We start from the raw sequence: 12,445 nt of genomic DNA on the forward strand, positions 1-12,445 counted from the left end.
TCTTTTTTACACCTGAAAGTATCAACTTGATTGCTTTTCTGCGAATAACTACTCTCGCTTGCTCGGTTACAGTTCTGAAATCCTCTTTTTCCATACTGTAAATATACAAATTTATTCCGATATTTTGTCGCTAGGTTAATAGTTCAAATTTAAGCATAAATTTTATGAGGTGTTGTGGTGTCGTTTTTTTTATTTTTATGCTGATAATGGGTTTACTCTAATTTGTCCTCCAACTGCTTTTAAAACTTTCATTATTGTTGAAAATTGCGGTTTCGCTCCGTCAGATAATGCTTTGTATAGACTTGGTCTACTTAAACCAGTTTCTTCTGCAATTTTTGTCATTCCGATAGCTTTTGCAATATGTCCAAGTGCGGTAATTATATCTGAATTATCTCCTTCTTCTAATACGGAATTAAGATATTCTGCAATCATTTCGTTGCTATCTAAATAATCTGCAATGTCAAATTTTGATGTTTCCATTTTTTTTACTTTTTTAAATTGTCCCAAATTTCTTTTGCCTTTTCGATGTCCTTTTGTTGGGTTGATTTATCTCCACCAATCAGAAGAATAATAATTTTCCCGTCTGTTTCTTTGAAGTAGATTCTGTAACCTTTCGCAAGATTAATTTTTAGTTCGCTTATTCCGTCTCCAACAGGTTTACAGTCCCCAAAGTGTTCGTCATTTTCCAGTTTTTGAATTCTGAATAAAATTTTTGCTTTTGCTCTTAAATCCTTTAATTTTCTCAACCACTTGTCAAATTCTATTGTTTTTTCAATAAAGTACATTTGTTTTTAGTGTATTCATTCGGATACAAAAGTATGTAATTTTTTTGAATTGTGAAAATTGTTTGTTGATTTTTCTGACATCGGTCAAAATGCACCACAACGGTTTATGGTATGGTGTCGTGCGGGATTACGAGGCGATTACCTATCAGGTTACACCAACTTTTTTTACGAGCTACAAATGCTCCCAAACCGCTAAAACCCGCATGCACTATACCATGTGTTGTGCGTTCGTGCATTATTTTCTTTCAAGTTTAATATAAAATGGATATGCATAGTACTCTCTATTAGCTGCTGCAATTGCTACAATAGTTCCAGATAACACATTCGCATCCTTGTATAATTTCAATGACATAAATTGACTCAACTCATGCCGAATATCAACCGAAGGTAAATTGCCAGGGAACATGCCAATAAATGAGTTTTTGTTTACCAATCCCGCAAGTAATATTGTCTTATGAGGTATTGGATTGTTTTGTGTAAAATATGATTTATAAGTAAAATCTAAATATTCAATGATAATGTTTCCATCAGGTTGTATCTTTAGAGTACATGGCACATCTAATTCACCAACTTTAATAGTTCCTTGCCAATCTCCAAAATAGGTTGAATCAGAAGTATAATATTTATAGGCTGCTACTTCGTTTATAGGACTTGGATTGTATTTAGGTAGGATTATTTTACTAAGTTTATTTGTAACATTTTGGCACAGTTGCTGATTAGAGGTGTTTATTATCACGGCAATTACAACGTTTTCTCCAGGAATAAGTTTAATCATAGAACTTGCACCCATCATACCACCTTCATGCCAGATAATTTTGTATCCGTTATCATTGGTCTTAAAATACCAACCCAATCCATATAATGTTGAATCGTAATAATGATATAATGTTTTTGGGTTTATATAGTTATGGGTCAAATCAATTTCCTCCGAACTTAATAATCCCTTTTGACCATTTTTCAAATGAAACATGCCAAACAAAGCCAAATCATGAATACTTGAATATACATTACCTGCACCTTTTGTATTATTTGACACATCGGGAAGTAGGATCAATTTTGAATCATATTTTTTAGCAACAGAAAATTTAGGATTATCAGGTTTATCAATAAAGGTATTATCCATTCCGAGCGGTCTGAACAATTCATCCTTCATAAACTTGGAATATGACTTCCCACTTTGCTTACTGATTATGAAATCAAGTAATCCATAACCAAGATTGGAATACTCACAAATTAATCCAGTTGGATGATAAAGACCTCCATATTTATTAAAAGCAGTCTCAAAATCGTCACTTCTTATGTTCTCGTCAGCGTAACCTATCTGAAAGTAGGTTCCTAATCCAGAAGTGTGGTTTAATAGATCAATCACTTTTACTTCTGATGAAACACCTTCAAAAACCTTGAATTTCAGTGGTGAAATATATTTTTCAACTGAAGAATATAAATCAATGACTTTTTTGTGACAAAGAATCATTATTCCTGTTGCAGTCATTGGTTTAGATGCAGATGCCAACTGATATGAGGTAGAAATTGTTGCCATTACTTTATTCTCTAAATCAGCCAATCCAAATGCTTTTTCATAGATAATAACTCCATCTTTAGCAATAGCCACTGAAATTGAAGGAATAGTCCTATTATCAATCTCTTTATTGATTTGATTCTCAAAATCGCTGAAATCAAAATTTGATTGTGAGAATCCAACTTTAAAAATCTGGAAAATTAATAAAATCAAAAGTGTTAGTTTTTTCATGATATTCTAATTTTTCTGGGTTTCTTGCATGACGCACAACGGTTTTGGACATGAAAAGTTGCGGGTTTAAAAACGCAATTTTCCGATGTTTAAATTTAGTTTATTATTTATATTAATTTTCATATTTAGTTCAAAATAAGCAATTTTTTATGTGCGTTGTTGCAAGTTGTGGTTTTTGAGTTCCAATTAATCTATTTTGTTGTAATTCTAACCGTTTCAACTTTCAAAACCGTTAAAATTGAATTAAACTAAAATTTATCATTTTAGATTTAAAATTTTCTTAAAATCTTTTACGAGTCATTGCTCAAAACTGATTGATTTAATAAAAATTCAAGTATAGAGCATTCGGGATTAAGTGGTGATTTCTTATCAGTTTACACTAATTTTTTTCACAAGGGATTAACCTCAATAGTAAACTTAAACCCGAATGCACTAAACTATTTGTTGTACGCTGGCATTTATTTAAAAACTTCTTGATTAATCACTTTATCTGTTTTTGACATTAAATTTTCAATTTGCCATTGCCCATTTAAATAGTGCCATTGTATCAAAGAAGCCCCAGTTATAATTGGAATAGAGTTAGTCTTGATTGCCCATAATTCCCTTTCTACTGCTATTGAATCATTAACAACTTTAAAAGTTGTTTTAATGTTGGTAAAATGAAATCCTTGATTGAATAATTGTCTATAATAACCAATAATATTTTCTCGACCTACTATGGAGGAAGGAAAATCTGGTATTAAACTCGCATCATTTAGATAAAGCATACCTAGTGAATCAATCTCACCAGAATTAAATAATTGCATGAATTTTGAATTAGAACTAGCATCTTCAAATTTATTCATGATTGTTTGTCTGTTTTGGGCATTTACATTTGAGTTATATGAAAATAACAAAAATGTAATTAAAGCAAAGAACGGAATAGATAAAATCGTTAATTTTTTCATTGTATTTGTTTTTAAGTTAAATAAATCAATAATATATTTATAAAATTGCTCGAGCCTAATTTTGAATCTATAAGCTATCCTATCAAGCTTATATGAAAATTTACCAAATGAATTATAGATCTCATAATCTAAGTTTTCAAAAATCAGTTTAATGGTGTAACTCCTTGGTGTCACTTCGGCTGATTCTATTCGTTGAATAGTTCTCAGACTTAAATTACATTTCTCGGCAAGCTCAATTTGAGTTAAACCTTTCGATAATCTTAATTCTGAAATTTTTTTACCTAAATCTGGTTGTTTCATAATTCATTCAAATTTGAGACAAAATTATATTTAACTTAAAAGTTATTCAAATATTCTCATTGTATTTGATACGTCATTGATGCGTCATTTTAAATTATCATCTAATAGTCAGTATTTTATTAATATCATATGTTAGTTGAAGTCAGGTTCTGGCTGTTTTTCCGCCATTACTTGCAACTTGTTATATCATTTCAAATATAACTATTTATGGTTAATAATTTCCGGATAAACGCATGTTTTCATTGTCTTTTTGGGAATCAAAAAGACTTTTAACAGCAAGGTCTAACGGACTTTCAATTTTAAGTAAATCTTTTTTACTAACATGTGTGTAAATCATTGTGGTTTCAGGTTTTGCATGGCCTAATAATTCTTGAATATATCTAATATCAATTCCATTTTCTAATAAATGGGTTGCATAACTATGGCGCAATGTATGTGGAGTAACACGTTTTCTAATTTTCGCAGCTTTTGCAGCTTTATGCAAAAATGCTCTGATACTTTCGGCACTATATTTTCCACCTGTTTGCCCTTCAATTAAATATTCTTTTGGCTGATAACTTGCAACATAATTATGCAATAATGGCATAAAACTTTCTGCTAATATTACATTTCTATCTTTTCTGCCTTTGCTATTTTTAATTAAAATTTGCCTTCTATCAACATCAATATCTGCTAATTTTAAATTCAATAATTCACTAATTCGCAATCCGGCAGAATAAATCATTGCTAATGTTGTTCTGTGTTTTAAATTTTTTGTAATCCGTAATAAATCTACCACCTCTTCTTTAGACAATACAGTTGGCAATATTTTACTTCTATTCGGTCGTTTTAATTCCAAGTTCTCAATCTGGCATTCAGGATAAAAAGCTTTGAATAATTTAATAGCACTTACAAATTGCCTGTGGGTACTTATGCTGTATTTTCTGGGAATAAAAACATCTTCAATGCATTTTTCAACATCACGGTTATTGAGTTCAATAAGGGGTTTGTCTTGGATATAATCAATAAAATCGGCAACAAAAGTAAAATAGGTTTTCACAGTACTTTCGCTATAACATTTTCCTTTTAAATATTTTACATAAGCCCTAATAATTTCTTTATTTGCATCAGAAATTAATCTTGGTTTTCGAGCCGTAGTTACAATTATTTTTTTGTCTAATATACTAGAGTCAATTCTAAACTGAACTTCATCTTTTAGTAATTCTTTAATAGCGTTTATTTTTTCAACAGAATAATGTGTATACCAACCTCTATGTGTCTTACTCCACGTATAATCTTCTATTTTTCTAATTTTTGAAATTAGATTGTCATCATACTTAAAAAGTAATAACAATTGAACTTCTTTTCTGTGAAGTATTTTTTTTAAGGTAAGAATAGGTAATTTTTGTAGAATGTTTTTCATAACAAATCAAATATACAAAAAAATATCATTCAAATGAAGATGGTTTATGTTCTTTTGAGATTCTTTTTTACAAAAAAAATCACCCTACTTTTTATTAAAACAGGGTGATTTATATTTAGATAAAAGGAATGTTTATTCAGCTTCGACCATAACAATTTTTTGTTCATCATCGTCAGCACCATGGGTGAGTTTCTTTAATTTTTTTACAAAAACAATTAATAATAAACCAAATGAAACACAAAATATAAGTACACCCATAAAAATAGTGAATTCACCAGCATTTTGTGCTGCTTCTCCAATGATACCTGCTAATTTGTTTCCTAAACCAGAAACCATAAAGTACGCACCCATCATTAAAGATGCATATTTTATAGGCGCTAATTTGGTGATAAATGAAAGTGCCACGGGCGAAATACTTAATTCACCAATTACATGTAAAAAATAGGCTCCAAACATCCAATAAATAGACGCTTTTCCGTCTAACGATGAGGCCGTTTCAAGTGCGGCAAAAGCTAATAGCAAGAATCCCAAACCTGTAATTATGGTTCCTAATCCCATTTTAAAAAGAGAAGAACTTTCTCTGCCTTTGCTACGCCATTTTGTCCAAAAATAGGCAACTGGTACGCCAAACAAAATAACATAAAAAGCGTGAAGAGATTGTAAAAAACTTGCAGGAATAGTAACCCCAAACATAACACGATCAATTTTATCTCGAGCATACAAGTTCATTAAACCTCCTGCTTGTTCGTAAGCTCCCCAAAAAACAATAACAATTAAAAATGATAATAACAAAACAATCATTCTATCCTTTTCAATAACAGTAAGAGGAACACTTTTATTAGTTCCAATTTCTCTAACAACAGGCACAAAATTTCCAATTTCCTTCAAATACTTTTGTCCCCACATGTACACAATAAGTCCTAAAGTCATACCAACTCCGGCTAAACCGAAACCTAAATTCCAGTTAATAACTTCACCCACATATCCAACAATCAACGGTGCTGTGAACGCTCCAATGTTTATTCCTATATAAAAAATTGTAAATGCAGTATCTCTTTTTATGTCGCCTCGTTGATATAATCCGCCAACCATACTAGAAATATTTGGTTTTAAACAACCAACACCAATAATAATGGAAGCAGCACCAACATAAAATGCCCAAAGTTCAGGAAAAACTAGAAAAAAGTGACCAACAATAATAAATACACCACCTACCATAACCGCTTTTTTCTGACCAATAAATCGGTCAGCAAGTAATCCTCCTGGAACAGACATTACATACACAAACATAGTATACCAGCCATAAATTTCGAGGGCAGAAACTTTGTCCCAACCCAATCCAGCATTGAGTTCGGTAGTTTGGGCGGTTAAATATAAAATAAGAATGGCGCGCATTCCGTAATACGAAAAGCGTTCCCATAATTCAGTAAAAAATAAAACATACAGTCCTTTGGGATGTCCCCATAAGGTTTGTTCTTGCGGCTGATTTAGCATCATATTTTCAGATTTAAAAACGATAAATATACCATTTTAGTTACTAACTGCTTTATTTTTTTTTAAATTTAGAACAGCTGCAATAGTAAAAAGTTGATTGTTATTGCTCATTTTTAATGTTTCATTCCTTTCTATAAAATGTTTAAATTTGAAAATATTAATGTAAACAGGTGCTTAATTGAATAAATAGTATCTTTCGGAATTATGAAAAAGTATCTATATCTATGTTTTGTGGTTATTTTGTTTGCATCTTGTAAAACAAGTTATGTGTCAAAATCTTTTAATGAAGCCGAATTATCTGCTGCTCCAAATTATTCAAAAATTGAATATTGGGCAGTTCATCCTTCTAAAATTACATCACAATTAAAGGAGTTTATGCCATCCGATACTGCTTTTGCTGCAGATGTATTTTTTGTGTATCCAACTTTACTAATTGATAAAAAAAATGATGCTTGGAACGCCGATGTTAACGATTCTATTTTTAATAATGAAATTTTAGATAAGTCCATTCATTTTCAGGCATCTGCTTGGGCAGGAGCAGGGAGAATATTTTCCCCGTTTTACAGGCAATCTCATTATAGAATTTATGTTGAACCTTATACAAAACAAAGCGGATCTTCGTATGAAATTGCATATAACGATGTTAAAAATGCATTTGAATATTATTTGAAATATTACAATAAAGGCAGGCCAATTATTATTGCAGCACACAGCCAAGGAAGTGCTCATTGTAAGCGTTTATTGAAGGAGTATTTTGATGGAAAACCACTTCAAAAACAATTGATAGCGGCATATATTCCTGGAATTAAAGTGGTAGATTCAGAATTTCAAAATTTAAAACCAATGACTAATGCCTATGAAATAGGTGGTTATGTGAGTTGGAATAGTTTTAGAAAAAATAAGTATCCTAAAAGTTTCGAAAAATGGTTTAAAGGCGGAGTAACGTCAAACCCAATTAGTTGGAATCATCAGAATTATACTGATATAAAAGATCATAAAGGGGTTCTTTATACCAATAATAAAATATACGAACAAAGTTTAAGTGTTGAAGTTAAAGACGGAATTTTATGGGTAAGTGTTCCAAAAATACCAAAACGAATCTTTTTAAGATTGATTAAAAATTATCACTTTGCAGATATTAATTTATTTTGGAAAGACATTAGCATAAATGCACAAAATCGTGTTGACATTTATTTAAAAAACTCTAATTAATTTTGAAAAACGAGTTGAAATATTATTTAACTTTGTATTACTAAAAAAAAATATTTTATAAAATTTAAACTATACTATTATGTCAAAAGGTCAAGATGCTAAGAAAAACGTAAAAAAAGAACCTGCTAAAACTGCAAAAGAAAAAAAGGCTGAAAAAAGAGAAAAGAAAGGTAAAAAAGAGTAATTTTTTTTAAAAGGTTGTCCAAAAGGCAGGGAAGTACATAATTCTAAACTTGACTAGCTACGCTGAATCTTCGATTTCAATATCTCATCAGGTTGAATGGCATTTCACATTTTAGACAACCTTTTTTTTGTGATAATGTATAAGTACGTTAATTTGAAAAATTAATTTTCAGATTGTTCTTGGTGCTTTTTAATTATATCCTTTAACCGTTCCTTGGTTGATATTTTAGCATCTCTAACTTTATTTTTCTTCCTTTTTAAAAGTTTCGTGTGTAATTTTTTGTTTCTGGTATTTTTTGCCCTTCCTTTTTTAGCCATTAGCTTGATTTAGTTATACAAGGCAAATTTACAATTTTAAAAATAGAGCGTTGTTAATGCTGATAAATACAATGATAAAAAAAATCCAAATTTCTAGTAGAACAAATCTTATAAAAACCTGTTCAATTAATAATTATCTATATCAATGGTAAGTTTAATGCTTTTAAACTCACTGATTACTTGAAAAGAATTTATTATTTTTTGCAAATTATTTTTAGTTTTTGAAAGCGAATTTTTTTGAGGAATTTTCAAAATTAAATTACGAATGTAATAATTTCTGATTTTTGAGACAGATGGTGTTGAAGGGCCAAGTACTAAATTTCCAAAAACTAAGGTCATAGATTTACCCATCCAAATTGCTGCATCATCTACCTTTAAAAAGTTTTTATGACGAAGGGTTAATTTAATTATTCTGTAAAATGGGGGATAGTTGTACTGCCAACGTTCATCAATTTGTTCTTTAAACATTTCTTCATAGGAATGAGTCGAAACTTGTTGTAATATTTGATGGTATGGGTTGAAAGTTTGAATAAGTACTTTGCCTCTTTTCTCAGCTCTTCCGGCTCTTCCAGAAACTTGTACCATTAATTGGTAACTTCTTTCATGAGCCCTAAAATCAGGGAAGTTTAACATATTATCGGCGTTTAAAATTCCAACTAAGGTTACATTTGCAAAATCCAATCCTTTAGAAAGCATTTGAGTTCCTACTAAAATTTCAATTTCTTGGGCCTCAAATTGACCAATTATTTTATGATAACCATATTTACCCCTTGTGGTATCTAAATCCATTCGTCCCACCAATGCATCTGGAAAAAGTGCATTTAATTCCATTTCAATTTGTTCAGTTCCAAAACCTTTAGTATCTAACTTTTCACTGCCACAAGCGCCACATAATTGTTGCATGGCTTGTTTATAACCGCAATAATGACAACGTAATTCTTTTGAATAACTATGAAATGTTAAACTTACATCACATTGCGGGCATTGAGGTGAAACTCCACATGTTTCACATTCTACAACTGGTGCAAATCCACGTCTATTTTGGAATAAAATAACTTGTTCTTTCAGTGCTAACGCTTCAGAAATGGCAGTAATTAAACTATCTGAAAAATGACCGGTCATTCTTTTTTTTCGATATTTTTCTTTAATATCAACTAATTCTATTTCAGGTAATTGAACATTTCCAAATCTATTTATTAATTCAACAAATCCAAATTTGCCTTGTTTGGCATTGTAATACGATTCTATTGAAGGCGTTGCAGATCCTAAAATTACTTTTGACGAATGAATTTGAGCTAAAACAATAGCAGCATCTCTTGCATGATATCTAGGTGAAGGATCGTGTTGTTTGAACGACGTTTCATGTTCTTCATCTACAATAATTAATCCGAGGTTGCTATATGGCAGAAATAGCGAAGAACGAGCACCTATTATTAATTGTGCTTTTGATTTTGAATCCAATACATTATTCCAAACTTCAACCCGTTCATTCATAGAGTATTTAGAGTGAAAAACCGACAGTTGGTTTCCAAAATAAACTTGTAATCGCCCAATTAATTGGGTTGTTAAAGCTATTTCTGGTACTAAATAAAGCACTTGTTTTTCTAACTGAAATTGTTCTGAAATTAATTTAGCATATATTTCAGTTTTGCCACTACTTGTAACTCCTTTTAATAATACTGTTTGATTATTGGTAAATGATTCAATAATTTCATGGTATGCCGTTTGTTGAAAAGACGTAAGTGGTTTTAAGGAATTTTCAGAACCATCAAAATTTACTCGATCTGTTTGAATAAAATAATATTCCAAAATTTCTTTATCAGCTAACGAATTTATAATTGCCAAGGAACAACCAGAAGATTCTTGCAACTGAGAAGCTTTAATAGGCTTTTTAGTAGTTTGAAGTTGAAAATAAGCCAATATTACTTCGCGCTGTTTTTGTGCTCTATTTAATGATGATAGTAATTGAGATAAGTTTTCTTCAGTCTTATAATAGTCTTTCAACCGAACGTATTTAATTAATTTTGGTTTATACTGTTCGTAAATTTGCTCTTTTACAACAATAGCATTTTTTGAAATAAGACTTTTGATAATAGGGAAAACAGTTTTCTTTCCTAAAATATCCATAATCTGCTGAATGGTAAGCAAAGGCTGATGTTGTAATGCTTCAAAAATTAAAAACTCATCGTCAGACAATTCATTTTCGCTTGCAAATCCCTGATATAATTCAATATTGGTTTCACTTTCCAAGAGAAATGCAGATGGTAATGCTGCTCGCAAAACCTCACCTAATGTGCACATATAATAGGAAGAAATCCATTCCCAATGTTTAAGTTGAATTTCATTTACAATTGGGTATTCATCTAAAATTTGATGAATATCTTTGGCTTCATAAGCAGTTGGAGCAGTGGTATGTATGTTTGCAATAATTGCAGTATAAATTTTTGATTTTCCAAATTCAACCGCTACGCGCATTCCATTCTTTAAAAAAACTGATTCGGACTCAGTAATTTTATATGTAAATAAATTCTTGATTGGAACGGGTACTATAACATCTATAAAATAAATAGCTACTAAAATTTAAAAGTGAATCATACAAAAATAAGTATTTGCTAAAATTAAAGTGATAAAATTATATATTTTGTTTTTAAAAAATATAAGATGCTAATAATTAGGTATTTATAAAATATTTTGTTTTTTGGCACGCTGTTTGTTTACAAGTAATTGTATAACACATACAAACATAGTTACTATTAAAAATTAAATTTAAGTATTATGAAAAACAAGATATTAGTATTCGCAACAATGGTATTTTTAGGGTTTACAGCTTTTGCTTCAACCAATACCTCAAATTTTAATCGCTATAATGATGATTACGGCAATTCATTCACTTTTGTAGAAAGGGGCGTAACGTTTGCAGTTTTTCAAAACGGAGAATTTGATTTTTATATCAATCCTAGAAATGGTGTTCACGTTGGATATCAAAACAGAAACGTAAATATAAGTTTTAACAGTGGTTACGATTATGACGCTTACGTTCAATATGATTATTACGGCGCAATTGTGCAAGTTGAAGATATTTATATTGATTATGATTATTATGGAAGAGTAAGTAGAATAGGAAACACAAATATTCAATACCATAGAGACAGATTGGCAAGAATTGGTAATTTAAGAGTTTATTACGACTATTATGGAAATTATTCTCACTATGCTGGGTATATAAACCATTACAATAGAAGTTATGTATTTCACCCATACCACAATTATTTTTCCAGACCTCTATTTGAATTTAGTGTAATTAGTTATAAACCTTACAGAAATAACTATAATCCAACACGTTACACCTATTATAAAGATCATTCAAAAAACAATTACTACAGTAATAATAGTAGTAATAATAATAGAAATTATAACCAAAGAGATAGTCAAAATACACGAATGAGAGTTGCAACTAAAAATGTTCCAAAACGATCTGAAATGCGTACTAATGATAACAACGTTCAAAGAGGAAATGATCGTTCAGACAATAATGATGGAAGAGTTGATAACAGACAAAACCGTTCTACTCAAAGTACTACTCGAAGAGAAAATTCTAATGGGCCAGAAAGTAATCGTTCAGTAAATGAAAGAAGTGTAATAACAAAAAGAGAGCAGCCTGAAAGAAATGTAATAACAAAAAGAGAGCAGCCTGAAAGAAATGATATTACTAAAAGAGAGCAACCTCAAAGAAATGATAATTCAGATAGAAATATTTCAAAACCTGTTCCTGAAAAATCAAAAGAACGTTCAAAAGAAATTAGAAAAAACGAAAATACAAAAGAGCAACCTAATAAAAAAAATGATACTAATAGAGGTTCTAATTCTAAGGATCGAAAAAATGAAAATACGAGAAGAAGAGGTTAATAGTTTGATTTATATAAAGTCTATTAAATATTTACAATTAAATTGGATAGATTTTTCCCTAATTGGTTTTCAGACTTGAATGTATTCATTAATTCATTGAATTTCGTTAATCTATCTTCCATTTTTTCTAAATATCTATTATGTGAAA

Annotated in this window: 10 protein-coding genes; 2 read left to right on the plus strand and 8 right to left on the minus strand. The window is 30.2% G+C overall.

Annotated features, from left to right (window positions below):
* Positions 1–195: 195 nt before the first annotated feature.
* The 6 genes from Q8S45_RS00355 to Q8S45_RS00380 all read right to left on the minus strand — a co-directional run bounded on the left by Q8S45_RS00355 (position 196) and on the right by Q8S45_RS00380 (position 6,681).
* On the minus strand, positions 196–480 hold the full coding sequence (locus tag Q8S45_RS00355; protein WP_305600197.1) for an addiction module antidote protein: 285 nt from the start codon (positions 478–480) through the stop codon (positions 196–198).
* Between the two features lie 5 nt (positions 481–485).
* The gene (locus Q8S45_RS00360; RefSeq protein ID WP_305600199.1) at positions 486–785 is read right to left on the minus strand and encodes a type II toxin-antitoxin system RelE/ParE family toxin; all 300 of its coding nucleotides are present in this window, start codon (positions 783–785) and stop codon (positions 486–488) included.
* Between the two features lie 235 nt (positions 786–1,020).
* Entirely contained in the window at positions 1,021–2,535 is a 1,515-nt protein-coding gene (locus Q8S45_RS00365; protein ID WP_305600201.1) for a serine hydrolase, read from the minus strand.
* 458 nt (positions 2,536–2,993) lie between these two features.
* Positions 2,994–3,782, minus strand: coding sequence for a helix-turn-helix domain-containing protein (locus Q8S45_RS00370; RefSeq protein ID WP_305600203.1), 789 nt, complete (start codon positions 3,780–3,782; stop codon positions 2,994–2,996).
* 211 nt (positions 3,783–3,993) lie between these two features.
* On the minus strand, positions 3,994–5,184 hold the full coding sequence (gene xerA / locus Q8S45_RS00375; protein WP_305600205.1) for a site-specific tyrosine recombinase/integron integrase: 1,191 nt from the start codon (positions 5,182–5,184) through the stop codon (positions 3,994–3,996).
* Positions 5,185–5,316: 132 nt separating this feature from the next.
* The gene (locus Q8S45_RS00380; protein ID WP_305600207.1) at positions 5,317–6,681 is read right to left on the minus strand and encodes a peptide MFS transporter; all 1,365 of its coding nucleotides are present in this window, start codon (positions 6,679–6,681) and stop codon (positions 5,317–5,319) included.
* Positions 6,682–6,882: 201 nt separating this feature from the next.
* Here Q8S45_RS00380 and Q8S45_RS00385 point away from each other — a divergent pair, with 201 nt between their 5' ends.
* Entirely contained in the window at positions 6,883–7,890 is a 1,008-nt protein-coding gene (locus tag Q8S45_RS00385) for a DUF3089 domain-containing protein (protein WP_305600209.1), read from the plus strand.
* Positions 7,891–8,235: 345 nt separating this feature from the next.
* Here the strand turns inward: Q8S45_RS00385 and Q8S45_RS00390 are convergent, their stop codons facing one another.
* Both Q8S45_RS00390 and priA read right to left on the minus strand, forming a co-directional pair.
* A complete protein-coding gene (locus Q8S45_RS00390) occupies positions 8,236–8,391 on the minus strand; it encodes a hypothetical protein (protein WP_305600211.1) in 156 nt (51 codons plus the stop codon).
* 126 nt (positions 8,392–8,517) lie between these two features.
* Positions 8,518–10,959 carry a primosomal protein N' gene (gene priA / locus Q8S45_RS00395; RefSeq protein ID WP_305600215.1) on the minus strand — a complete coding sequence of 814 codons (2,442 nt, stop codon included), beginning with the start codon at positions 10,957–10,959 and terminating at the stop codon, positions 8,518–8,520.
* Between the two features lie 207 nt (positions 10,960–11,166).
* Here priA and Q8S45_RS00400 point away from each other — a divergent pair, with 207 nt between their 5' ends.
* Complete coding sequence (locus tag Q8S45_RS00400) at positions 11,167–12,297, plus strand: hypothetical protein (protein ID WP_305600213.1); 1,131 nt, start codon at positions 11,167–11,169, stop codon at positions 12,295–12,297.
* Positions 12,298–12,445 lie beyond the last annotated feature (148 nt).

It is taken from the genome of Lutibacter sp. (assembly GCF_030692605.1).
GTDB lineage: Bacteria > Bacteroidota > Bacteroidia > Flavobacteriales > Flavobacteriaceae > Lutibacter.

Coding starts and splice junctions, on each gene's coding strand:
- Q8S45_RS00385 (WP_305600209.1), top strand. CDS start 6,883: ATGAAAAAGTATCTATATCTATGTTTTGTGGTTATTTTGTTTGCATCT.
- Q8S45_RS00390 (WP_305600211.1), bottom strand. CDS start 8,391: ATGGCTAAAAAAGGAAGGGCAAAAAATACCAGAAACAAAAAATTACAC.
- Q8S45_RS00365 (WP_305600201.1), bottom strand. CDS start 2,535: ATGAAAAAACTAACACTTTTGATTTTATTAATTTTCCAGATTTTTAAA.
- Q8S45_RS00380 (WP_305600207.1), bottom strand. CDS start 6,681: ATGATGCTAAATCAGCCGCAAGAACAAACCTTATGGGGACATCCCAAA.
- Q8S45_RS00360 (WP_305600199.1), bottom strand. CDS start 785: ATGTACTTTATTGAAAAAACAATAGAATTTGACAAGTGGTTGAGAAAA.
- Q8S45_RS00370 (WP_305600203.1), bottom strand. CDS start 3,782: ATGAAACAACCAGATTTAGGTAAAAAAATTTCAGAATTAAGATTATCG.
- xerA (WP_305600205.1), bottom strand. CDS start 5,184: ATGAAAAACATTCTACAAAAATTACCTATTCTTACCTTAAAAAAAATA.
- Q8S45_RS00400 (WP_305600213.1), top strand. CDS start 11,167: ATGAAAAACAAGATATTAGTATTCGCAACAATGGTATTTTTAGGGTTT.
- Q8S45_RS00355 (WP_305600197.1), bottom strand. CDS start 480: ATGGAAACATCAAAATTTGACATTGCAGATTATTTAGATAGCAACGAA.